This window comes from Actinomadura luzonensis (assembly GCF_022664455.2).
GTDB classification, from domain to species: domain Bacteria; phylum Actinomycetota; class Actinomycetes; order Streptosporangiales; family Streptosporangiaceae; genus Nonomuraea; species Nonomuraea luzonensis.
The window spans coordinates 1,838,179-1,859,011 of the sequence record NZ_JAKRKC020000002.1; the positions used below are offsets into that span (position 1 = coordinate 1,838,179).

Consider the following 20,833-nt stretch of genomic DNA (forward strand, 5'->3'; position numbering starts at 1 on the left):
GGTCAGACCGTCCTGACGTTGTCGTAGTTGGGCTTTCCGACTTCGCGCAGGCCGGGGATGGTGGCCTGGCGGGGGTTGTCGCGCATGAGGTTGCCGCTGGTGTCGAAGAAGAAGACCCCGGCGGCGGGCTCGGGGCGGGGCGCCTTGAGGACGACCTCGCCGGCGACGTTGAGGGCGCTGGCGTTGCCCTTGAGGGGTTGCACGGTGATGGTGAGAACCAGGTGGCCCTTCTTGCCGATGTCGGTGACGGCGGTGACGAGCTGCTGGAGGAGGTCGGCTGCTTCGTCGGCGACGGCGCCGCCTTGGATTTCCTGGAGCATGGCGGCGAAGGGCCGGACCTGGCCGGGCTCGTCGGGGGTGTCGGTCACGTGGTTCCTTCCGGTGGAGTGGTGGAGGTCTGGCAGCAGGGGATGCCGTCGGCGGGGCAGCCGTTCAGGCAGTAGGCGCAGCCGGCGGTGATGCAGTGGTCGCCGGTGTCGTCGGCGGCGCGGGTGGCCGGGACGCACCGGCAGCAGGCGGTCATTCGTCCGCCTCGGCGGCGATCACCACGCGCTCGTCCGCGCGGATCACCGACTCCCAGCACTGGCCGCACGCCGTCTGCCCGATCCGCCGGCGCGTGGTGTGCTCGCGCGCCTGGCACAGCCGCGCGGCCTTCTTCGCCAGCGGGTGGGTCTTGGTCAGGTAGTCCGGCTCCCACGACCACGCCTGCACCGCCGACCCGGCGGCGCGCGCCTCGCGGGCCTTCTTCCGCAGCCGGCGCACCGCGTTGATCGCGTCCGTCGCGGACAGCTCGCCGGAGCGGACCCGTTCCTTGCTCGCGTCGTCCAGCTCGAGCAGCGCCAGCGACGCCGACACCGACCCCTGCGGGATGCCGGTGCGGGCGGAGATGAGCGCCCCGGAGTAACCCTGATCGCGGAGGCGGCCGAGGGCCTCTGCCTTCTCCATCGGGTTCAGGTCGCGGCGTTGGATGTTCTCGACCAGCATGACCTCGACCGCTGCGGCGTCGTCCACGTCGTGGCGGATCACGGCAGGCAGAGAGGTGAGGCCCGCGCGCGCGGCGGCGGCGCGGCGGCGGTGGCCGGCGAGGAGTTCGTACTCGTCGGGCTTGCCGGGTAGGGGGCGGACGGTGACGGGCTGCAGCAGTCCCTGCGCGGCGATGCTGGCGGCGAGTTCGGTGAGGTCGCCGAGGTCGTCGCGGATGTTGCCGGGGTGGTCGTGGATGCGGTTGAGGGGCAGGTCGGTGACGAGGGTGCCGTCGATGGCGGACCGGCCGGTCACGGGCGGGGCCTTGGCTGGGGCGGCCGGGGCGGGTCGCGGCGCCGCTGTCTTGGGCGTGGGCGGGGTGGTGGGTGGGGCGGGTTCCTGGAACTGGATGGTGCGGGGCGCTTCGGCTTCTGCGAGCAGGCCGCGGGCCCAGTCGAGCAGCTCGGCGGGGACGCCGTCGGGCAGCTGCGCCCGGTACTTGGGGCGGCCGGGGTGGTAGACGCGGCCGTTCTTGTCGATCATCCAGCCGGGCTGTTGGCTGATGGTCTTGCGCACGGCGCCGATGGGCCAGCCCGACCGGGTGGCGACGGCTTGCATGGTGTGGCCAGCGACGAGGAGCGCGAGGACGCGGGCGGTCTGATCGGGCATCGTGGTCGTGGTTGTGGCGGTGGTGGTCATGCCGCCTCCGTTCGCGGCTGCGGGGGTTGGTTGGTGGCCTGCTGGGCGCGGGAAGCGGCGGCGTAGCGCTCGACGCTGCGCACGCTGACGCCCAGTTCAAGAGCGATGGTCCGCTTGCTGAGCGGCGGACGGACAGCGGCGAGGGCCTGGTAGCGGGCCGGCATGCGCCGACCGTGCCTGCTGGTGGGCTGCCATGGGTTGTTGGGGGTGACCTTGGGGAACAGCTGCATGGAGCCGTTGCGCTGGCGGCGGGTGTAGCACGAGGCGATGAGGCGGCGGCCGTGGTGGCGGCCGGTGCGGTTGCAGCAGGCGCAGGTGATGATGGGGCGCTCGCTCATGCCGCACGCTCCGCCCGCTCGGCGGGCACCAGGGCCATGCTGAGGTTGAAGCCGAGGAGGTATCCCTCGAGGGTGGTGAGCAGGATGCTGTCGCCGGCGTGGATGCGCACCTCGAGGCTGCTCACGGCGCTCTTGGTGGTCCGGAGGTGGTGGCTCAGCATCTGCTGGCTGAGGCCTCGCTGGCGTCGCATGGCGGGGAGCTTTGGCATCAGGTCGATGAGGTTGCCGACGATGGTGCCGGTGGGGTCGATGGCGACGAGGTGGTGGTGGACGGCGCGGGCGTAGGCGTGGGCGTGGTGGGTGAAGGGGGCTTTGCGTCCGGTGTCCCAGGAGCTGATGGTGTTGTAGTAGACGCCGATCTGGGCTGCGAGGTCTTTCCGGCGGAGGCGCATTTCGCGGCGGAGGGCGCGGAGTTGGAGGTGGATGGGCTGGGTCACGGCGTCGTCACCGCCTTGGGCCAGGCCACCTTGTCGAGGGCGGCGCGCTGGTCCTTGGGCAGCGTGAACAGCGGATGTCCGAGGATGTCGAGGCCGGCCGCGCGCAGCCACCAGGCGTCGCACTGGTCGCCGCCCTTGTCTCCGGGGAACTCGCGGCTGGCGCGCTTGTACGCGGCCATCGCCATGGCCGTCTTGTCCGCGCCGCCGCTGCCGGTCGCGTATTTCTTCAGCGTGGACGGGATCACCCGGGCGTACGGGACTCCAGCCTCGGCGAGGAGTTCTCGGACCACGCCGTGGACCATGCCGGTGATCCCGGCCGACTTGGCGTGCATGGGGAGGTCCTCGATGACGACCAGGGCGGCTGGCGTTGCGTTGGGGTTGTCCATGAACTGGGGGCCGCCGACGGCGAGGGCGACGAAGCGGCGGATGTGCGTGAGCCGGTGGTCGCCGTCGCTGTCTTTGGTCTTGAGGGTGGTGGTGGAGCCGTCGCTGAAGGCGATGCCGGGTGAGGTGAGCGATAGGTCGAGGCCGATCACTCGCGGTGTTGGGGCCGGGGCCCCAGCCCCGATGGCGGGGGCCCCGGACGTCTGGGTGTGCATCACGCCTCCCATGGGCGCGTTGAGATGGTCTTGGGGGCGGCCGGGGGCTGCTCCTGGCCCCACGTCAGGAGCAGCAGCCCAGCCAGGATCAGCAGCGCGCCGATCGTCGCGGTGAGCGCGAGCAGCCACGCCTCACGACGGCGCGCGCCGGTCAGGATCTGCGGCAGCACGTAGCGCGGCTCGACGTCGGCGACCTCCTCGTGGAAGGCCCGGCGGGCGGCGTCCTCGTAGTACGGGTGCATCACGCACCCCCGCGCAGCACGTCGTCCAGCTGGTGCTCGGTCCACCAGCGCTCCCACAGGTCCGGGTCGCGCGCGAGCTGGCCGGCGACGGTCATCCGGTGCGCGGACAGCCGGGCCCAGCGGCGGCGCTGCGCGCGCCGGGAGCGCATGGTCGGGCTGGCGAGGTGGCCGATGTAGGCGGCGAGGGCGGCGGCAGCGCACGCCCCCGCGCACAGCAGGTACGGGGCGTTCACGACACACCTGCCAGAGGCCCACCATCGGACTCGCCACCCGCCGCCTTCCAGCGGCGCTCCTCAACGATCGCGATCACCTCGCGCAGCTCGTCAGCCCTCGCGCGGGCGGCGACCGCCTGCTCGTCGTACCGGGCCGCCGCCTCCATGTGCCGGGCGGCCGTCTCCCGCTCCTGCCCGCCGCGCTTGGCCAGCTCGTCAGCGGTCGCGTCGGCGGTGACGGTCCAGCGGCGGAGCTTGACGAGCAGGTCGTCGGACTCCGCCAGCGGGACGAGGTCGGCCTGGGCCTGGGGGTCGAAGACGTTCACCGAGCCGCCTCGCTTCCCGCCTGGTGGCAGTCGTGCTCGCAGGGGCCGCCGACGCAGGATCCGCACTTGCCGTCCCGGCAGTCCGGGTCAATGAGCGGCTCCTCGTCGGGGTCGTCCTGGCCGATGTCGAGCAGCCCGAGGAGGATCTCGTCGCCGTCCTCCCCGAGGTCGATGACGACAGTGCCCTCGGGGCCGCCGATCGTCAGCTCGACCTGGCCTGTGACGTTGTCCCGGCTGGCGTGGTACTCCTGGGCGGTGACGCGCGCGATCTCCGTCTGCGTCAGGTCCGGTCCGCCGTGGGCGGCCAGCAGCTTGAGCGCGGCCCTGCCGCCGTTGTGCCGCCTGACCTGGCGGAGGATCTGCTCGGACACGCCCATGTGCTCGCACAGGGCCATGCGGTTACCGGCCAGCAGGTTGACGATGCGGGAAACGTCGTGGGTGCCGGTGACGACCAGGACAACGACCGGGTCCCCGTGCTCGTTGTCATAGGCGCGGGATTCGTACGTCATCGGGCAGCCTCCGCCCTCTCATCAGCGAACGGGGTAACGGGCCACGCCGTCGAGATCACGGCGTTCGGGTCCTGCTGCTCCTTGGCCTTCGGGCTGCGGAGATACTCCTGGTAGGACAGCGCCTGCTCAGCCGCCCACTGCTTCTGCCGGGCGAACAGCTCCGGCAGGTCCACCGCGAGCGCGTCGAACCGCCAGCGTTCGTCCTTCCACCCCGACAGGCGAGGCCGCTTGTCCGGGTGGAACGCGTAGAAGCCGATCTTGTACGCGACCCGCGCCGAGATCAGCGCGTCGTACCGGGCACCATGCGCGTCGTCGTCGGACCACTCCACCTTGAACACCTCGGCGCACGTCTTCAGCGCGTGCGCGCCCTGCTCCTCCGAGACGCGGCGCCGCCACGGATCGACCTGTTTCGACAGGAGCTTCGTGTCGATGACCGGCCCGATCACGCCGCCCGTGCACTCCTCGACCGTCGGGTAGCCGTGGCGGCGGCACTCGCGGTCCAGGACGGTGAGGTCGTAGACGATGTTGTGGCCGACGAGCGGCACCCGCTGGTTGATGGCCTCGGCGACCCGTACGGCGGTGTGCTCGACGACGACTTCGGCGGGCTGGCCGTGCTCGGCCAGGTACGCCGACGTGTAGCCGTGGATCTTCGACGCTTCCTCGGGGCACTCGACGGCGGCGAGGAGCGGTTTGTGGTCGATGGTCGCGAGGCCGCCGCCGATGTACCCGAGGTACGCCTCGACGATCAGCGCCTCCTCGGGGTCCGTGCCGGTTGTCTCTAGGTCGAAGGCCGAGAGTCTGGAGAGGGGCCAGGGTGTCATCGGCCACCGTCCATCCGGGGAAGCGCCACGTTGGTGCGCCAGGCGAGCAGCTCGGAGGCGGCGGTGCACAGAGGCTCCACGAACGCCGGGTCCACCTCAGCCGTCATGAACGCGGCGAACTTGTTGGCCTCCTCCTCGTCGGTGAAGGGGCCGTAGCAGGCGTGGTGGTTGTCGTTGACCGGCAGGCGCACGATCCAGGCGTCCATCACTCGCCGCCGCCCTGCTGGCGCTGCTCCTGCGCCGCCTGAAGGGCCGCGTCCCACGCCGCCGTCTGGCCCTGGCAGTCCGCCAGGATCGCGGCCACCTCGGACAGCTCCTGGTCCGACAGGTCCGCCGGGCCGCTGATCGTCCGGTCCAGCAGCAGCGACAGGTCGCGCAGCCGGTCCGCTCCGCTCATGGGCTTGTCCATGCCGTCGAACAGCCTGCCGATCTGCTTCTCCAGCTCGGCGCGCTGCTGGGCGATCTCGAGCTGGCGGGCCCGCAGCTCGGCGAGCACGCGGTCGGCCTCATCGGTGGTGAGGGTCTTCGTGGTGCCCTCGATAGGCCGGGCGAGGAAGTCGCTGAGCCACTCGAAGCGGGCCTTCTCGTTCAGCGCGGTCGAGCCCTTGCCGGTGTGGGCGGTGATGCCGCACGCGGTCATCAGCATGCTGATCTCGCGGAGCTGCGCCGTGGCGGCCGGTGCCGGCGCGGTGGCCGCTTGCGCTTCGCCGGGCGGGGGCGAGGTCTCGCGGCGGATGATGTCGGCGGCGGTGGCCCGGCCGTTCACCGTCACCTCGGCGCTGTACTGCGTCTCGGTGTCGAGCTCCTCCGACGCGTACGGCATCGCGTACAGCACGTCGGCGGCGATGAGGCGGCAGATCTCGCCGGTGGCGCGGGCGACGAGCATCGTGCGCGGCTGCCGCTTCCACTCGCTCTTGCCGGTGAGTCCCAGGAGCGTGGCTCGTTCGAGGTCCCATTCGACCTGCTGCCACTCGGTCTCGCCCTTGCGCTTGCCACGCATCACGCAGCGGGTGTCGGAGGACTCGACGACCTGCACCGTGTGGCCGTGCGACTGGACCAGGCCGCGCATGGCGTGGGCGCGCAGGCCCGGCGTGCCCTGGATGATGTCGATGCTGCGCAGGGTGGCCATCGGCGGCAGACCGAGCTCCTGCCCGGCGAGGATGGCGGCGGTGATCTCCTGCGGCTTCCCGCGCAGGGTGGCCGGGATGAAGCTGGAGCGGGCGAGCACGTTGGCGATCTGCTCGGCCTGCTGTGCTTCCATGGCGAACTGCACGAGCGGGCTCGGCTGGGCGACGGCCAGCTCGTGGCCGCGCTGCTGGTTGGGGATGGCGAGTTCGGTCACTGGATTTCCTCGGTGATGACGTCGGTGGCGGACCATGCGTCGGTGGTCCAGCGGGGCAGGATGATGGGGGCGATCTCGTCGCCGTAGCCAGGCCAGATGCCGGTGGCGGCGCATGTCGCGTAGAGGTCGAGGGCGCGCCGGTTGCGTTCGCGGCCGGTCTCGACGTCGCTGGGGTCGAGCGCGACGACGTTGATCAGGTACGGCGGGGTCTTCTCCTGGAAGCAGAAGGCGAACAGCGGGTCGTCGTCGAGGCCGGCCGCGGTGACGGCGTCGCGGTACCAGGGGTCTTGCATGAAGTAGCCGTGGTTCGCGATGGCCTTGGCGGCGGCGTGCGGCGACGCGTCGGTGGTGGTCTTGTAGTCGGCTACCACGAACCGTCCAGCGGTGCGGTACGGGACCCAGTCGAGCCGGGAGCGCCGCCACACCCCGGTGTCGGGGTCCTGCCAGATGAACGTTTTCTCCGGCTCGCCGTTGGCGGGGTCGAACAGGGGGCCGGCGAGGGGGTGGCGTCGGATGGCGTTGGCCATGCCGTGGATCTGGTCCCAGTCGGCGGGCTTGAGCGGGATGGCTCCGCGCTCGCGCACTTCGGCGACCTCGGCCTTGATCTTGTTGGTGCGCCACTCGTCCGCGTCGATGCGTACCAGTTCTGGGCCCGCGCCGAGCACCAGTTTGTGCGCGGCGCTGCCCAGCTCGAACACCTTCTTGGGGCCGGGCGGGTTGTCGGCCTGCCACCGGTACTTGGCCGGGCCGCCCGGCTGGAGGAGCAGCCGGGCGCCGGAGGAGGACAGCGACCCGCCGGGGACGGGGTCGCTGTGGTAGGTGTCCTCGTCGATGTGGTCGTAGACGCCGGCGCCGAGCCGGTCGAGGGTGGCGGTCACTGGTCGTCCTGTTCGTCGAGGTAGTCGCGCTCTTCGGCGTGGGACAGGCGGGGCCCGCCCCGCCAGGACGGGCGGCGGGGCCGGCGGCTGGTGGGGAACGGGTCGTACGGGTCGTCGCATCCGGCGGTGGCGAGGTATTCGGAGATCTCGTCCTCGGATGGCAGGCCCGGCCATTCGGGTTCGAAGGTGCTCATCGGCAGCTCCCGCAGGTGGTGGTGGAGCGGGGGTTGATGTGGCCTCGGGGGCAGATCCAGGTGGACGGGGTGCCGGGCGGCAGCCAGGGCAGCGACGGCGTCTTCTTCTTGGCCATCACGCGGCCCCGTTCCTGCGCCGGAGCACCTCGCGCAGCCGCTCCGCCGTCACCGGCACGATCAGCCCTTCCTGGCCGAGCTGGTCGAGGAGGGCGAGCGCGTCGTCGATGCGGACGAGGTCGGGGGTGGTGAAGGTGACGCCGATGGCCTTGGCCCAGTCGGTGACCTGCTGGTCGTCGCCGATGAGCGGCAGCGCGGCAGCCAGGGCGGTCGCTGCGGCGTCGGCGGCGGCGAAGTGCGCCTGTGCCTGCTGCGCACGGGCCATGACCCACTCAGGAGCTTCCTCGGTTTGAGACTCCTGCAGGAGTCGCTCGCCCTCGTGGTAGTGCTCGGGGCCGGTCATTGGGCACCGTCCCTGGGCAGGATGCGGACGATCTGGTACGGCCCCACCGCGATCTCCCAGCGGCCGGAGCACGCCGTCCGCGCGCCCGACGCCAGCGGCAGGCCGCCCTTGTACGGCTCGAACCGGGTGATGCGCCGCGTCTCGAAGTCGCGGTGCAGGTGCACCAGGAAGTCGCCGATGCGTAGGTCCTTGCCGTAGATCGGCACACCCCAGGCGGGGTTGCCGACCGGCGGCAGCGGCTCAGCCGCAGCGGCGGCGGTCGCGGGCTTGCGCGGCCGGCCGCGCCGCTTGGGCTCCTTGAACTGGCCGCCGTACCAGTCGGCCTGGGTCTGGGAGTCGAACCCGTCGGGCGTGTGGCGGCTCACCGGGCACACTCGCAGTCCGCGTCGCACCCAGCGTGGTCGCCATGGTGGTCGCAGCCGCAGTGGCGGGTTCCCTCACTGATCGCCAGGGCCCCCCGCCAGTCCTCCATCTGGTCTTTCATCTGGCTGGTGAGGTCGTGGGCAGCGAACATCATCGGGCAGCCGCCGACCCCGCCACAGTCGCTGCGGTTCGGATGGATCAGGTCGTGCTGGTCTTCGAGGACGCGCCAGCGGTCGGCGAGGCGGTCGAGCTCGGCGCCGTAGCGGCTGACCTCGTCGGGCACCTGGTCCTCGACGGGCTCGGCGTGTGCCAGCAGGGCGCGGACGGCGGCCGAGAGCTGGCCGAGCCAGTACGCCATCGTGGGGCGGGTCATGTCGCCAACGCGGTGGAGGTCGAACTCCTCCAACGTCTCGCGGGAGATCGCCACGGCGGTGTCCCGGGGCATGTCGGTCGGGTTCATCGGCTACCGCCCTCGGGGACGGCCGCGAGGACCGGCTGGGGCGCAGGCCGGCGGAGGCAGCCTCCGGAGATGAGGTCCACGTGCATGCCCTGCTCGACCCAGTCGGCGTGGATCGCGCCGCAGCAGCGGGCGTCCTGCCAGCGCACGGCGACCTTCCCCGCGTGGACGTGGGCGGCCTGGATGCGGACGGGCTCGCCGTCGTTCCAGCTGGGCACGGAGACGACCTGGCAGGCGATCAGGTCCACGGCCATCACAGGTCCTCCCCGAGGTGGATCGCGCCGGGCGTCTGCAGCACCGCGCGGCCGGTCGCCCGGAGCGACTCCAGCGTCTGCACGGACTCCTGATGCGGTGTGCCGAGGTGGGCCCGGAGCCGTCCGACGGTGCAGCCGCAGATGGTCCAGGTCTGGAAGACCGCGCCGCCGTCGGGCTGCATCTCGGCGAGGGTGAGGTGGACGTCGGGGTGGCCGGGGCCGGTGTGGTCGATGGGCGCCATCAGCACTCACCCCTCTGCACGGGCACGATCTGCGGGCGGGACGTCCAGTCGAACGGCGTGACATCGGCGGCGTCGGCCGCCGCCCGCATCAACCGGGCGAAGTCGTCGCGCGGACGCAGTTGCGCATGGCGGTTCAACCACTGGGGGTCGTCCCCGTGCGCGGCCATGTGCGTGGCGAGGGCGTTCAGCGCGGCGTCGGCCACGTTGAAGTCCTGCTCGGCTGCCTGGCGGAGGGCGGCGTGCACTTCGTTCCGGGACACGCGGTAATGGGTGAGTCCGGCGACCCAGTCGGCGGCGGTCCGGAGGACGGGGCCGATGGTGGCGGCGGTGATCGTCGTGGCCATCAGTACGGCGCCTCCATCTCGTCTTCCGACGGGTACCGCTGGGCCAGCAGGCGGCGCAGCTCCGGCAGCAGCTCCATCAAGGCGTCCACGTCGCGGGTCTCGGTGAACTCCAGCGCCACCGCGTTCACGTGGTCAGTCATGCCGTCCGGCAGCACCAGCAGCGCACGAGAAACCAGAGGTCCACCCGGGTAGGGGACGTCGGCTTCGATGGCGCTGATATACGGAGCGAGCGGGTCGTTGTAGCGGCGGCTGACGCTGAGCCTGATGGCCAGGGGCTGCCTGCCGCGGTCACCGATGCGGGCGTTCAGGACGGGTCCGGCCATCACGCGCTCACCCCGAGCAGCTCGACCGCCAGCGCGTCGACCGGCTCCACGTACTCCGCCCCCACCCGGGCGGCCACCCGGCGGGCGTACCCCGGCATCTCGGCCAGCGCGATCCACCCCTCCGTGCCGTGCGACACGACCGGCCAGCCCGGACGGTGCTCGGCGATGTGCAGACGGGGCGGGGTGTCCCAGATGGAGGTGTAGTGCTCGGGGTCGTCGGCCGTGACGGGCTCGATGGTCACGAAGTGCATGGCGTCCTCGGCCGCGGCGGGGCGCACGGCGGCCCGGTTCGGGAAGGAGAGGACGGTCACCGCGCACCGCCGGCGGGCTGCTCGCGGCGGGCGTGCTCGGGGATTTCGATGGTCAGCTTGTGCGTCTCCGTCGTGACCACCACGAGGTCGGAGACGTAGGCGGCGTGCGTGTAGACCTGCATGGGCGCGGCGCCGAAGTACAGCGTCACCCCGCCGAGGCCGTGCTCCTCGTACGGCTCGACCAGCGCGCCAGCGTCGATCGCGTGGAGCATCCAGGTCGTGATGGTCTCCCGAGCGTCCTTCGAGTGGACGAGGAAGAGGGAGACGCTGCCCGAGTCGTGGACTGTGAGGGCGTCCAGGTAGGGCAGGTCCGGCGTGGTCCGCAGGAACGCCGCGATGCGCTTGAGCCCATCGACGTGGGCCTCGATCGTGGACAGCGCGCGCTCGCTGGGGGCGGGCTGGTCTGGGATGATGGAGGTCATCTCCATCTGCTCCTCTCGTTGAGTCTCTAGAGCGGGTGGGGGTACTGGGCCCTCGTCCGGCTGCATCCGGGTCGGGGGCCCGCTGAATCAGCGGGACAGCGGCAGCAGCGCGCGCCGGGCGCGCGCCTCCCGGGTCCTCGCGCGGGCGGCCGACCGGAACGCGCGTCGGCCCGCGGCGCACGCGTCCTGGTGCCGCGCCTTCCGGCGGAGCCGACGCGCCTGGCGCGGCGTCAGGTCCGCGCGGCCGGTCTGGGCCAGGTAGCTGGCGGCGCGCTGAGCGGTGGTGAGCATGCGGAACTCCTCCGGGGGATCAGGTCTGGGCAGTGCGCTTGGCGAGGAACGCCTGGATCGCGGAGTCGGGCACGCGCGTCATCGGCTTCTTGCTTCCGGTCGGCGACACGTCCGTGGTGTACAAGTCGCCCTTGCTGATCAGCCGGTAGACCGTGGACCTGGACACCCGCAGCGCCTCGCCGGCCTCGTTGATCGTGTGAACCATCTCTCCCTCCTCTCTGCTGGTGGAAGATTCTTCTGCCAGTGGATTCGAAAAAAGGGTGTCCTCCTGGCATCCGAGAGCGGCCGCGATCCGCTCTGCGGTGGCGGCGCTGCATGAGGTGCGAGCGCCGGAGGTCAGGTAGGAGATGAGCTGCTTGGGGACGCCGATCTGGTGTGCGAGGGTGACGGTGTTGTGGCGCCCCGCCGCCATCAGTTCGCGCAGCAGGGTGCGGCTGCGGAGGACTCGCTCGGGACGCCCTGGCACTTGCTGGTACCTCCTGAGACGTTGGAAGAATTTTCCAACAGCTTAGGCATGGCAGGTCTTGTTGTCTAGCGGGGTGGCCGTATCCGGCCACCTATCCGGGTGGATCTGGTTTCATTACTACGATCTTGTTGTCTGGGCAGACTCATGGATACTGCTGTCGGCGCGCGTTGACAGAAGAATCCAACAGGCGTGACTGGCAGCAGGGTGCAGCAGTAAAGGCGAGGGCTAACGAGAGGCGCCACGATGCCGCCGCGAGACATCGAGGACACCGCAAGTGAGCACCCCCTCAGCGACTACGTCCAGGCGTACCTGGCGCGGTCAGGGCTGAGCAGGCGCGCGTTCGCTGCGCAGTGTCGCGACCCAGAGACGCAACAGGTCCTGAACCACACCTACATCGGCGATCTAGTGACTCACCGGGTGCCTCGCGCGCCGGAGATGTGGAGGCTACGCGCCCTAGCTGCGGGAATGCCGGGCGAGACCATCACCGAGAGCCTGGAGGATTACCGCCGGCGGTTGGCGGAGATGCAGCGCATGGCCGCTATCCAGTGGCTCGACCTGGGGGAAGTCCTCAAGGTGGACACCGGAGGAGGGACGTTCGTGACTTTGAGTGTCCCGGCCGAGTGGTCGGACCGGCGACGTGCGCGGTTCATCAGGATGGCGCAGCAGCTCGCGCGCGATCTCGACGAGGAGGACTGAAATCCCGAAATGTAGCGTAACGGATACTATGCGCTAACGCGGCTGAAGATTTTTCAACCATACCGTTGTCTGACGGGTCACACTTATCCGGCACGAATGCAAGCCCGGAAAGTCAACGGTGATGATCCTCATGGCACTTGCACCACCCGAACGACCCCAGCTCCTCGCTCCTGGAACGGTCCGGTTCCGTGCACTACCCGGCGAACGCCTCTGCTGGCAGCCGGTGGTCTTCCACTTCACCCGCCGCGGCACCATGCTGTGGGCCGTCGACGAAGACCTCATCGACCCCCTGTTAGTCCCGCAACTCACCACGCTCGGCAACCTCGCCTTCAACGCCATCCAGTCCCCGGCCATCTCACCAGACCGAGTACGGATCCACCGGGATCCCTCGCTCACCGGCAGCGACCTGCTCGCCGCCGACTTCTCCGGGCCCTTCATCGACGTCCTCATGCCGCGTGAACTGATCAAGCCCGAGATGGCCCGCCACCTCGAGGCGCACGCCACCCTCGTCCTGGGCGAAGTGCAGAGCAGACTGCCGCTCCTTCGCCGGCGACACCCACGGCACGTCGCGTAGCCCCCCGCTGGAAGGAGAACCATGGCATCGATCCGTCGTACCCGCGCCGGCCGCTGGCGCGTCACCGTGCGCCTGCCCGACGGCAAGCACCGCTCGGCCACCCTCAACACCCGCACCGAGGCCCAGAACTGGGGCGACGCCACCGAAGCAGCGCCAGGCGCACGCTTCGACTGGAGCCCGGATGGGCTGACCATCTTCGTCCCTGAGGAGCTCATCACGATGGACATGGCGCACAAGCTCGAGGGCGTGCTGCGCGAGGCACTTGGGGCGGAGCCGTGATGGCGTCCTACAGGAAGCTGCCGTCCGGGAAGTGGCAGGCGAGTGTGCGCGGGCCCGGCGGCAAGCGCCACACCAAGACCGACCGCCTCAAGAGCGTCGTGAAGGTCTGGGCGGAGGACAAGGAAGCCGAACTCCGCCGCGGTGAGTGGCGCGACCCGCGCATCGGCCGGATCACCGTGGGGGAGTGGCACGACCGCTGGTGGGAGGCGCGCGTGGTGGCCGACACCACTGCCGAGCGCGACCGGAAGAACCTCGACCGCTACGTCCTGCCGCACTGGGGCCACTGGCCCCTCGACTCCATCACCAGGATGGAGGTCGAAGGCTGGGTGAAGCTCCTGTCGAAGGAGGGCGGCCGCGCGCGGGACGGCACCAAGAAGCCACTCGGGGCGCCGACGGTGCACCTGGCCTACAGGGTGTTCTCCGCGATGCTTCGCGCGGCCACCGAGGAGAAGCCCCCGGTGATCCTCAACAACCCGTGCCACGGCGTACGCCTGCCTGCCCTGCCGGCGAAGAAGCGGCGCTACTTCACCGACGACGAGCAGGAGCGCATCCTGCAGCACCTGGCGGAGCCGTACCGGACGCTGGTGGAGCTGGCGCAGTGGTCGGGCCTGCGGTGGGAGGAACTGGCCGGCCTGCACGGCAGCGACGTGGACTGGTTCCGCGAGCTGATCGAGGTTCGGTGGGTTCTGACTCCGAAGGGGCTGCGGCCGTACCCGAAGTCGGATGATTCGGAGCGGGTGATCCCGGTGCCGGGGCACATCATGCAGGCGATGGCGGTGCTGCTGGAGGGGCGTGATCGCGGCGGTCTGGTGTTCCGGCCGCGTACGGGCCCGGAGAGGCCGGTGCACTACCAGACCTTCTACTGGCATTGGCGCAGGGCTCTGGAGGCCGCGGGGGTGCCGTACGCGCGGCCGCACACGAACCGGCACACTGCTGCGTCGCGGCTGGTGCAGATGGGCGTGCCGATCATTCAGGTGCAGCACATCCTGGGGCATGACTCGATCAAGACGACGGAGCAGTATTCCCATCATGATCCGTCGGCGCACGCGGATATCAAGCGGGCGTGGAGTGAGCGTCTTCGGGGTCGGGGGCGCATGGGTGACGCACGATCATCGGGGGAGCGGGGGTGATGTGGGCGTGGCCTGGGCGGATGCGGGGAGTCGGAAGACATCATCCCGGTCTTCTGACCCACACCACGCCCTGCGGGCCCCGGCCCTCCACACGTACGCAGCCCACCACCGCCACCCGCAGGGCCCGCCCCCCCTCGCCTCCCGCCCCTCACCCAGAAGAACCCCACACCAGCCCCACCAACCCCGGAGGCCCGAAGCCCGAACCACAACCAATAGCCGCCGCGAACGCGACCATGTCCCCGCAGCCATGTCCCGCGACCGAGCACCCCTTCGACCGCGTACTCGTCAACCGCCCGCCCCTTCGATCGCGACCGCGCGTCCCTTCGACCGCGCGTCCCTTCGGCCTCGCGCTTTTGAGGGCGCGTCCCTTCGGCCTCGCGTTCCCCTTGATGGCGCGTCCCTTTGGCCTCGCGTCCCTCCGACCTCGCGCTCTTGAGGGCGCGTCTCCCCCAGGGCGCGTCCCTTCGATGCCGCGCCCTTTTGAGCGCCCGCCCCTTCAACCACGCAGCCCTACTCGCGAGCCTCTCTAGTTGGCGCACCCCCTACGCCGTCACCTCATGCCCCGCACCCCACCGCGGTCGCCTGCCTCCTGCCCGCGGCCTGCTGGCGGCGTAACCTCGAGAGCCTTCCCCGCTGGTTGCCCACGGCCGCGCGCAGTCCAGGTGTCGCTCACCTACGACTTGCCACTGGCGTAATCGTGGCTCGCCAGCCCTCCCCGGCCGGCTTGCCCGCCGCCCCGCGCGACCCGCTGACTGACCCGAACCCACACGGTCGGCGTCACCACCCACCCCGCAACTGCCGCCCAATCGCGCTCGGCTTTCGCGCCCGGCTCTCGCGCCCGTGTCGAACCCCTTCAACCCCGTCCAGGCCCTCCAGCCCGAGCCCAACCCTGCCTAACCCCTGCCTAACCGCCGCCCAAAACCCCTCCAACACCGCCCGCCCTACCGCGGCTCAACCAGCGAGCGGCGCGGCCAGTCCTCCTGCGGCGAAACATAGACCCCACCCTCCACCCCCGCGAAAACCCACCCGCACTCCCGCAAATGCGCAACAGCCCTCCGCACCGTGACCTTCGCCACCCCATGCCGCCGCATCAACGAAGCCTCACTCGGGATTGCCCTATACGGCCGAAGCTCACCCCGCCGGATCCTGGCGACGATCTCATCAGCGATCCGGACATACATCCCTCTCGACCGCTTCAGCAACGGCACCCCGACCGGCCCCACAAAGGTCCCTTCCCCCTGAATGGTGTGAACCAGCCGGCGCCGACGAAGCTCCCGCGCCACATTGCGCGCCGTGGCGCGCGCGATCTCGAACTCCACCTCGAGGTCCGCCTCGCTCGGCACGGCCTCGCCGGGCTGCAACTGCCCGCTGTTGATCTGCTCCTCGATCACCTCCGCGAGCTGGACGTACAGCGGCACAGGCCCTTCACGATCGAGCATGTCCACATCGTAGACGTCGGCATACAAGCAGAGGAGCGGGTTCAAGCCTGGGGCCACGACTCTTCCGGTGAGACGTAGCTGCCGCGCTGCGCGACGGTGTAAATCCATCCCTGCTCGCGAAGAAGCGCCATCGCTCTCCGTACGGTCTCGCGCGCCACGCCGTACTGATCGACCAGTGCGGCCTCACCCGGTATAGCCCGACGCGGCAGAAATTCTCCCGTCTTGATCTGTTCCGCGAGGTCCGAGGCGATCTGCTGGTAGAGCGGCACTTTTCGCTTCTTGCGAGGGGCTTCTTCGGGCATGCCGACAAAGGCACCTTCACCCTGAACCGTGTAGACAAGTCCCTCTTCGCGCAGAACATGGATCGCCCGCCGAGCGGTCGTCCTCGCAACGCCGAACTCCTGCTGGATGTCGGCCTCGCTGGGCACCGGATGCCCGGACGCGAGCCCGGCGACCCGCCGCCGGATGATGTCGGCGATCTGAATGTAGATGTGGGTGTCCCCGTCGTAGTCGAGCACAACGGCAACATAGACCAAGAGGGACAAGAACGGGCATACTAACCTGTCTAAATAGACAGAACCGCCTCACCAAGCGGGCGACGAGATACAACTAGACCTAGGGTTAAGACATGCTCGTCGAGAACCCTCCAGCACCGGCCGACCTCTGCCTCACCGCCCACGTCCTCGATCCTCGCCCCCGCTGCACGCCCCTGCACTGGATCACCCCACGCTCATCCAGCCAGCGAGTACGCGTGCACTCCTACACGTGCTCCTGCCGGCCGACGTACTACGAGCTGTGCCAAACAGGCGGCCTCTTCTTCATCCGCCGAACCCGCAGCGTCAACGGCCACTCGGTGATCGACGAATGCGCACACTCCAGGTACGCCGAATCCGTGAGGATCTGGCAGAGATTGCTGGATGGCCAGGTCCGCTGACTCGCCCTCCCTGCAGCGTCACCATGCCAGCCCGCCTTCGCATCGTTCCCGCTGAATCGCGGCGCCTCCAAATGACACGACCCCCTCCCCGCACCGGCCCGCCTTCGCCACTCCGTGGGACGTGACCTCCGCACCACCGAAGCACACGACCCTCTCACCGTGCCGGCTCGCCTCACATTCGCCGTCCCCCGCTGAATTCCGGTGCCACCCACCCGCATGTCCCCTCCCCAGGTGAGGATCGCAAAGACCTCACCTCCTCAGACGATCCGGGGGCCACACCCCTCCGTCCTGCGGACGGTCCCCGGATCCGCAACGGAACCCGCAGAATCCCGGCTCCTCGCCGCCGCCGAGCCGGGCTCCACACGGCACTCGTACTCAGGGATCTTGAGGTGCTCACGAAGCCGTGTTCCACGGTCGCGGCCCGCTGCCGCGCCCATCACCTCGGACAGCCGGTACCTGCGCCCCTGTCCGATCACACCGCGGCAGGTGTCCCCCTCAAGCACCCCACCTGCCGCCGGTCGTCCGCGAACACGCACTCTCACATCGGCACGCACGAGTTCCGACACACCACCCACGGCACAATTCGTCGCGTCGTTGAACACACACCTTGAACCCCGATGCACACGCACTTCGAACATCGTCCGCCGGCGTCGTGCACGTCTTGCAGCGGCTTCTTCCACCGCAGTCCCCTGCTCACACCGCCGACCGCACCTGCTCACGCTGCCGACCGACCGCACCGTCATCCACAGACGCTCGCCCGCGCGGCATCCGATCACGTTCACGACCCACAGCGCCCGCGAACCCGAGTTCTCGCCCATTCCCACGACGCCTGGCCGGGCTTCCTCCTGATCGCCTTCGATGAGCGATCCAACGCCGAGTCGTCCCACCCATAGTCGCAAGACGATTGCCGCGATCGAGCGCCATTGCCACCACCGCGTACCGAGCAGCCGCTGCCGCATCCCGCTCGCCGAGCAGCCACTGCCGCCACCGCGTGACAGCTGCCATCTCCAGGCAACCGCTGTCGCCACCGCGAGAGGGTTCTCACCACCGGGCAACTGCCATCGCGACCGTGATACGACGGCCACCGCCTGCGGTTTGTCCAGCCCGACTACGCCACGATCAACCCGATGGTTGGCAGAGGGCCCGAACTCAGGTCGAAGCTCTCGACCAGCTGAGTGCGAGCACCTCTGCCGGTGCGCACGTAAAGTCGACCATCCCTCACGTGCTGCGCGCCTTCGCGCCGCACCCCCAGGAGGAACGCCCCGATCAGAAAACCATCGACGCGACCGGGAACGCTCCGCCTGGGACTGGCGCGGAAGCATGGACGTGGCCCCTTGCCAACCAGGAGGCGCAGGACCACACCCACGGCGGGTACCGGCCGGCTGACGTCCATAACGGCCTTCCCGCGGCATTAGATTCTCATGGGCAGTGCTTGGAAAACCGCCGTTCGACGCTATAGACAAGATGATTCCCTTTGCTGTTCGGTGGGCGGGTGACAGGGGTTTACGTGGGGATTCGCCTCCAGGCGGTGTCCGTGATGATGAGGTGGTCCAGCAACCGCAATCCGACCGTTTCGGCGGCCTCGACGAGCCGCGCGGTGGCCTCAAGATCGGCTGTGCTGGGGTCGAGAGAGCCGCTCGGATGGTTGTGGGCGAGTCCGAACATCGCGCCGCCCGCGGTGAGCACCTCGATGATCACTTCGCGGACCGGCATGGCGGTGTGATCGGCGCCGCCTTCGGTGACGACCGAGCGTTTCAGCACGCGGCCGCCGGTGTCGCACACGACCAGCACCAGGCGTTCCTGGGTGTGCCCGTGCAGGAGAGGAGCACAGTGGCCGGCCAGATCGGCGGTGCCGGTGATGCGTTCGCGCTCCGGCCCGGCCCCCGCTCGACGGACAAGGTGAAAAGCCGCCGCCACTCTCGCCGCCTTGGCAGGACCGACGCCCCGTACGGTGAGCAGCCGATGCGGGTCCGAGCGGCCAAGCCCGTCGAGGTCGCCGCAGTGTTCGATGACTTGTGTGGCCAGGTCCAGAGCGCTGGAGCCGCGGAAACCCGAGCCGAGGAGCACGGCCAGCAACTCCCGGTCCGCCAGGGCGCTCGCCCCTCTGGACATGAGCCGCTCGCGCGGCCGGTCTTGCTTGGAAAGGTCTTTGAGACGCATCGGCAACCTCCAAGACCGTTCTATCAACGCTCACCGACAATTCCGCCGCGCACATTGGCCCGCTTCATTCGTGCGTTTAGTGAGCTTTGTGCGCCTCAACAGCAAGAACCTGCCAGAAAAGGCAAGCCGCACCGGTGGACAGTGTGGCAGGTATCGGACGTCCCCCGAATGAACGTGCTGTCTAGCAGGAACGATGCCGAACCTCCACATCGGTGAGAGCACGGCGTGGTGGGTGCCCGATCTCTCTTGACAGGAGTGTGGGCTGGACCTTTATGCGAACCTGGAGTCCTTTGCGGCATAGCTGAGTCATGCGATGTGCGCACATAGTCGGAATGACGGCCATGTTCAAGAGGTCTGCATAAACTATTTTCGCTGCGACTCGCTCTTCATCCGTCCAGCCCACCCGCTCATAGCCGGAGACGCAGTACGTACCACGGCGTCGCCGGACAACCTGTGGGTAACAAGATGTGCTCGGCTGTGCCGCCATACGGCATGCGTGCCAAGAGCGTGGCGCACCACCAGTCCGCGTCCGCAGCCGGGACGATCTCGCGGTCCCCGCGGCAACGAGCAGGCTGGGGCTACTGCGCGACGCTCTCCTCGCTACCGTCGCTCGCCACCCACGAGACACGGCAAACTCGGTCACTCGCCGCAACGGGGTGACCGATGCGGTTCGGGCTACTCTGCGCCGTCGAGGCGGCTCCGCTGACGTACTGTCGAGCCCCGGCCTCAGAAGCGCCTCTGCACGGAAGGCAGCCTCAGCTCAAGAGTTCCGCCGGGCGCATAGAAGGTTGACGCCCCACCCCACGCCCCTGCCCTACCTGGACAGGAGACCGTCTCCGGTCCTCAACGTCCGCTCGGGATGTGGCCGTGTGGCCGTGACCGAGTAGCTGAAAATCGTCGGCTGGGTGGCTGAGGACGGCCTCGCGCCAAGGCGGGGCCTGAGCCGACGATCGACTGGCTGCACCCCGGACGATCATCAGGAGGTGTGTCCGTCATTCCCGCGCCGGTGCTCGACCGGCCGTCGTAGGCATGGGACGCCGGCTTGAACTGCGCCAGGAGGCAGGCGTCAGAGGCCGGTCCCTTCGCGCGTGTCGAAAGCGTCGCGGGCGTGTTCGATGGTGGGCATGTGCTCGCGGGCCCAGGTCAGCAATACGTCAATGGGCTGCCGCAAGGTCTTGCCGAGCGGTGTGATCCGGTACATGATCGCCACCGGCCGTGTGGAGACGACCTCACGTTCGATCACTCCGTTGCGCTCAAGACGGCGAAGCGTCGCGGTCAGCGATTTCTGTGTGACCGCGGGCATGGCCCGACGTAGCTCGTTGAAGCGGCAGGGGCGTTCGCAGAGTTCGTTGAGCACGCTGAGGGACCACTTGTCGAGCACCTGATCAAGGAGCTCGCGGTGCGGCGCGTCGATGCGGATCTCGCTGCCGGTATCCATGGCGAAACCTGGTCTCGTTGAAGTGTCCTTCTCCTACTAAGTAGCTTACAGATACTTACGTTGGCAAGGAGAACAGCTATGACCGTCAAGTACTTCACCCCGGAAGGCCTGCTGCAGCCCACCCCGTACCACCACGTCGCCGTCGGCACGGGGACGACTCATGTCCATGTCAGCGGGCAGGTCGCGCGGCAGGCCGACGGGACCCCGGTGGCCCCCGGCGATCTCGCCGGACAGCTCGCGCACGCGCTGCGCAACGTCGCCCTCGGCCTGGCAGGCGCAGGAGCCTCGTTCGCGGACGTCGTGCGCCTCACGTTCTATGTGACCCGGTGGAGCCCGGAGAGAATCGGTGACTTCATGGCCGGAGTCGAGGCCGTCGCCGAGGAGATCGGCCTTCAGCTCCCCATGCCGCCGGCCTCCCTCATCGGCGTCGACCACCTCTTCGAGCCGGACGTGCTCGTCGAGGTCGAGGCGACCGCGCTGCTCTCCTGAGTCGACACCCGCAGCCGGGCTCGGCCGGTGCGGGACTGCGCACAAGCGATCGGCGACTTCGTCGGTCTGTCCCCGCTCCGGCTTCGGTACGGCCGGTCGGCGACGTTCAGGAGAACGATCGTCCTGGATCGCCCACGAACCGGCCAAACGCAGATAAGCGCTACACCGGCCAGGCGAGCTGCCTCGCGGCCACGCACAGGA

Annotated in this window: 35 protein-coding genes and 1 pseudogene; 5 read left to right on the top strand and 31 right to left on the bottom strand. The window is 69.4% G+C overall.

The annotated features are described in order from the left end of the window. Positions 1 to 2: 2 nt before the first annotated feature. The 27 genes and pseudogenes from MF672_RS38995 to MF672_RS52305 form a co-directional block, all read right to left on the bottom strand. A complete protein-coding gene (locus MF672_RS38995) occupies positions 3 to 368 on the bottom strand; it encodes a YfdP family phage-associated protein (protein WP_242375265.1) in 366 nt (121 codons plus the stop codon). Then, positions 365 to 523 (bottom strand): hypothetical protein, encoded by a 159-nt coding sequence (locus tag MF672_RS39000; RefSeq protein ID WP_242375266.1) that lies wholly within the window; start codon positions 521 to 523, stop codon positions 365 to 367. Before MF672_RS39000 ends, MF672_RS38995 begins: the two co-directional genes overlap by 4 nt. Next, positions 520 to 1,662: a ParB/RepB/Spo0J family partition protein gene (locus tag MF672_RS39005; RefSeq protein ID WP_242375267.1), complete on the bottom strand. Its 1,143-nt coding sequence runs from the start codon at positions 1,660 to 1,662 to the stop codon at positions 520 to 522. The genes MF672_RS39000 and MF672_RS39005 overlap by 4 nt, the downstream gene beginning before the upstream one ends. Beyond that, positions 1,659 to 2,000 (bottom strand): hypothetical protein, encoded by a 342-nt coding sequence (locus MF672_RS39010; protein WP_242375268.1) that lies wholly within the window; start codon positions 1,998 to 2,000, stop codon positions 1,659 to 1,661. Before MF672_RS39010 ends, MF672_RS39005 begins: the two co-directional genes overlap by 4 nt. After that, positions 1,997 to 2,437: a helix-turn-helix transcriptional regulator gene (locus tag MF672_RS39015; RefSeq protein WP_242375269.1), complete on the bottom strand. Its 441-nt coding sequence runs from the start codon at positions 2,435 to 2,437 to the stop codon at positions 1,997 to 1,999. Before MF672_RS39015 ends, MF672_RS39010 begins: the two co-directional genes overlap by 4 nt. After that, positions 2,434 to 3,036: a RuvC family protein gene (locus MF672_RS39020; RefSeq protein ID WP_242375270.1), complete on the bottom strand. Its 603-nt coding sequence runs from the start codon at positions 3,034 to 3,036 to the stop codon at positions 2,434 to 2,436. The genes MF672_RS39015 and MF672_RS39020 overlap by 4 nt, the downstream gene beginning before the upstream one ends. Further along, positions 3,036 to 3,278 carry a hypothetical protein gene (locus MF672_RS39025; RefSeq protein WP_242375271.1) on the bottom strand — a complete coding sequence of 81 codons (243 nt, stop codon included), beginning with the start codon at positions 3,276 to 3,278 and terminating at the stop codon, positions 3,036 to 3,038. Before MF672_RS39025 ends, MF672_RS39020 begins: the two co-directional genes overlap by 1 nt. Further along, positions 3,278 to 3,511 carry a hypothetical protein gene (locus tag MF672_RS39030; RefSeq protein WP_242375272.1) on the bottom strand — a complete coding sequence of 78 codons (234 nt, stop codon included), beginning with the start codon at positions 3,509 to 3,511 and terminating at the stop codon, positions 3,278 to 3,280. The genes MF672_RS39025 and MF672_RS39030 overlap by 1 nt, the downstream gene beginning before the upstream one ends. Further along, complete coding sequence (locus MF672_RS39035; RefSeq protein ID WP_242375273.1) at positions 3,508 to 3,816, bottom strand: hypothetical protein; 309 nt, start codon at positions 3,814 to 3,816, stop codon at positions 3,508 to 3,510. The genes MF672_RS39030 and MF672_RS39035 overlap by 4 nt, the downstream gene beginning before the upstream one ends. Further along, complete coding sequence (locus MF672_RS39040; protein WP_242375274.1) at positions 3,813 to 4,325, bottom strand: hypothetical protein; 513 nt, start codon at positions 4,323 to 4,325, stop codon at positions 3,813 to 3,815. Before MF672_RS39040 ends, MF672_RS39035 begins: the two co-directional genes overlap by 4 nt. Further along, a complete protein-coding gene (locus tag MF672_RS39045) occupies positions 4,322 to 5,146 on the bottom strand; it encodes an exonuclease domain-containing protein (protein ID WP_242375275.1) in 825 nt (274 codons plus the stop codon). The genes MF672_RS39040 and MF672_RS39045 overlap by 4 nt, the downstream gene beginning before the upstream one ends. Beyond that, positions 5,143 to 5,352 carry a hypothetical protein gene (locus MF672_RS39050; protein ID WP_242375276.1) on the bottom strand — a complete coding sequence of 70 codons (210 nt, stop codon included), beginning with the start codon at positions 5,350 to 5,352 and terminating at the stop codon, positions 5,143 to 5,145. The genes MF672_RS39045 and MF672_RS39050 overlap by 4 nt, the downstream gene beginning before the upstream one ends. Continuing rightward, positions 5,352 to 6,488: a hypothetical protein gene (locus MF672_RS39055; protein ID WP_242375277.1), complete on the bottom strand. Its 1,137-nt coding sequence runs from the start codon at positions 6,486 to 6,488 to the stop codon at positions 5,352 to 5,354. Before MF672_RS39055 ends, MF672_RS39050 begins: the two co-directional genes overlap by 1 nt. After that, positions 6,485 to 7,366 carry a PD-(D/E)XK nuclease-like domain-containing protein gene (locus tag MF672_RS39060; RefSeq protein WP_242375278.1) on the bottom strand — a complete coding sequence of 294 codons (882 nt, stop codon included), beginning with the start codon at positions 7,364 to 7,366 and terminating at the stop codon, positions 6,485 to 6,487. Before MF672_RS39060 ends, MF672_RS39055 begins: the two co-directional genes overlap by 4 nt. Beyond that, positions 7,363 to 7,560 carry a hypothetical protein gene (locus tag MF672_RS39065; RefSeq protein WP_242375279.1) on the bottom strand — a complete coding sequence of 66 codons (198 nt, stop codon included), beginning with the start codon at positions 7,558 to 7,560 and terminating at the stop codon, positions 7,363 to 7,365. The genes MF672_RS39060 and MF672_RS39065 overlap by 4 nt, the downstream gene beginning before the upstream one ends. Positions 7,561 to 7,675: 115 nt before the next feature. Further along, positions 7,676 to 8,020 carry a hypothetical protein gene (locus MF672_RS39070; RefSeq protein WP_242375280.1) on the bottom strand — a complete coding sequence of 115 codons (345 nt, stop codon included), beginning with the start codon at positions 8,018 to 8,020 and terminating at the stop codon, positions 7,676 to 7,678. Beyond that, the gene (locus MF672_RS39075) at positions 8,017 to 8,385 is read right to left on the bottom strand and encodes a hypothetical protein (protein WP_242375281.1); all 369 of its coding nucleotides are present in this window, start codon (positions 8,383 to 8,385) and stop codon (positions 8,017 to 8,019) included. Before MF672_RS39075 ends, MF672_RS39070 begins: the two co-directional genes overlap by 4 nt. After that, positions 8,382 to 8,843, bottom strand: a complete 462-nt coding sequence (locus MF672_RS39080; RefSeq protein WP_242375282.1) for a hypothetical protein — start codon at positions 8,841 to 8,843, stop codon at positions 8,382 to 8,384. The genes MF672_RS39075 and MF672_RS39080 overlap by 4 nt, the downstream gene beginning before the upstream one ends. Continuing rightward, positions 8,840 to 9,094, bottom strand: a complete 255-nt coding sequence (locus tag MF672_RS39085) for a hypothetical protein (protein ID WP_242375283.1) — start codon at positions 9,092 to 9,094, stop codon at positions 8,840 to 8,842. Before MF672_RS39085 ends, MF672_RS39080 begins: the two co-directional genes overlap by 4 nt. Continuing rightward, positions 9,094 to 9,336 (bottom strand): hypothetical protein, encoded by a 243-nt coding sequence (locus tag MF672_RS39090; RefSeq protein WP_242375284.1) that lies wholly within the window; start codon positions 9,334 to 9,336, stop codon positions 9,094 to 9,096. Before MF672_RS39090 ends, MF672_RS39085 begins: the two co-directional genes overlap by 1 nt. Further along, positions 9,336 to 9,680: a hypothetical protein gene (locus MF672_RS39095; RefSeq protein WP_242375285.1), complete on the bottom strand. Its 345-nt coding sequence runs from the start codon at positions 9,678 to 9,680 to the stop codon at positions 9,336 to 9,338. Before MF672_RS39095 ends, MF672_RS39090 begins: the two co-directional genes overlap by 1 nt. Further along, positions 9,680 to 10,003: a hypothetical protein gene (locus tag MF672_RS39100; protein WP_242375286.1), complete on the bottom strand. Its 324-nt coding sequence runs from the start codon at positions 10,001 to 10,003 to the stop codon at positions 9,680 to 9,682. Before MF672_RS39100 ends, MF672_RS39095 begins: the two co-directional genes overlap by 1 nt. After that, the gene (locus MF672_RS39105; RefSeq protein WP_242375287.1) at positions 10,003 to 10,314 is read right to left on the bottom strand and encodes a hypothetical protein; all 312 of its coding nucleotides are present in this window, start codon (positions 10,312 to 10,314) and stop codon (positions 10,003 to 10,005) included. The genes MF672_RS39100 and MF672_RS39105 overlap by 1 nt, the downstream gene beginning before the upstream one ends. After that, entirely contained in the window at positions 10,311 to 10,736 is a 426-nt protein-coding gene (locus MF672_RS39110) for a hypothetical protein (RefSeq protein WP_242375288.1), read from the bottom strand. Before MF672_RS39110 ends, MF672_RS39105 begins: the two co-directional genes overlap by 4 nt. Positions 10,737 to 10,823: 87 nt before the next feature. Next, positions 10,824 to 11,027 carry a hypothetical protein gene (locus tag MF672_RS39115; RefSeq protein ID WP_242375289.1) on the bottom strand — a complete coding sequence of 68 codons (204 nt, stop codon included), beginning with the start codon at positions 11,025 to 11,027 and terminating at the stop codon, positions 10,824 to 10,826. Positions 11,028 to 11,046: 19 nt separating this feature from the next. After that, on the bottom strand, positions 11,047 to 11,232 hold the full coding sequence (locus MF672_RS39120; RefSeq protein ID WP_242375290.1) for a helix-turn-helix domain-containing protein: 186 nt from the start codon (positions 11,230 to 11,232) through the stop codon (positions 11,047 to 11,049). Positions 11,233 to 11,292: 60 nt separating this feature from the next. Then, positions 11,293 to 11,439: pseudogene (locus MF672_RS52305) on the bottom strand (hypothetical protein); the annotation flags it as partial. Between the two features lie 519 nt (positions 11,440 to 11,958). Here MF672_RS52305 and MF672_RS39125 point away from each other — a divergent pair. The 4 genes from MF672_RS39125 (at position 11,959) to MF672_RS39140 (ending at position 14,172) form a co-directional block, all read left to right on the top strand. After that, positions 11,959 to 12,189 carry a hypothetical protein gene (locus MF672_RS39125; RefSeq protein WP_242375291.1) on the top strand — a complete coding sequence of 77 codons (231 nt, stop codon included), beginning with the start codon at positions 11,959 to 11,961 and terminating at the stop codon, positions 12,187 to 12,189. A 223-nt stretch (positions 12,190 to 12,412) separates the two neighbouring features. After that, on the top strand, positions 12,413 to 12,763 hold the full coding sequence (locus MF672_RS39130) for a hypothetical protein (protein ID WP_242375292.1): 351 nt from the start codon (positions 12,413 to 12,415) through the stop codon (positions 12,761 to 12,763). Positions 12,764 to 12,784: 21 nt separating this feature from the next. Continuing rightward, positions 12,785 to 13,042, top strand: coding sequence for a hypothetical protein (locus MF672_RS39135; protein WP_242375293.1), 258 nt, complete (start codon positions 12,785 to 12,787; stop codon positions 13,040 to 13,042). Continuing rightward, a complete protein-coding gene (locus tag MF672_RS39140; RefSeq protein ID WP_242375294.1) occupies positions 13,042 to 14,172 on the top strand; it encodes a tyrosine-type recombinase/integrase in 1,131 nt (376 codons plus the stop codon). Before MF672_RS39135 ends, MF672_RS39140 begins: the two co-directional genes overlap by 1 nt. Before the next feature lie 941 nt (positions 14,173 to 15,113). Here MF672_RS39140 and MF672_RS39145 read toward each other — a convergent pair. From MF672_RS39145 to MF672_RS39160, 4 genes are all read right to left on the bottom strand, one after another. Next, complete coding sequence (locus MF672_RS39145) at positions 15,114 to 15,611, bottom strand: GntR family transcriptional regulator (RefSeq protein WP_247815650.1); 498 nt, start codon at positions 15,609 to 15,611, stop codon at positions 15,114 to 15,116. A 41-nt stretch (positions 15,612 to 15,652) separates the two neighbouring features. Then, positions 15,653 to 16,129, bottom strand: coding sequence for a GntR family transcriptional regulator (locus MF672_RS39150; RefSeq protein ID WP_247815651.1), 477 nt, complete (start codon positions 16,127 to 16,129; stop codon positions 15,653 to 15,655). Positions 16,130 to 18,048: 1,919 nt separating this feature from the next. Beyond that, the gene (locus MF672_RS39155; RefSeq protein WP_242373839.1) at positions 18,049 to 18,705 is read right to left on the bottom strand and encodes a JAB domain-containing protein; all 657 of its coding nucleotides are present in this window, start codon (positions 18,703 to 18,705) and stop codon (positions 18,049 to 18,051) included. Between the two features lie 1,066 nt (positions 18,706 to 19,771). Next, complete coding sequence (locus MF672_RS39160) at positions 19,772 to 20,143, bottom strand: winged helix-turn-helix transcriptional regulator (RefSeq protein WP_242373840.1); 372 nt, start codon at positions 20,141 to 20,143, stop codon at positions 19,772 to 19,774. A gap of 78 nt (positions 20,144 to 20,221) precedes the next feature. Here MF672_RS39160 and MF672_RS39165 point away from each other — a divergent pair, with 78 nt between their 5' ends. Continuing rightward, entirely contained in the window at positions 20,222 to 20,632 is a 411-nt protein-coding gene (locus MF672_RS39165; RefSeq protein ID WP_242373841.1) for a RidA family protein, read from the top strand. Positions 20,633 to 20,833: the final 201 nt, after the last annotated feature.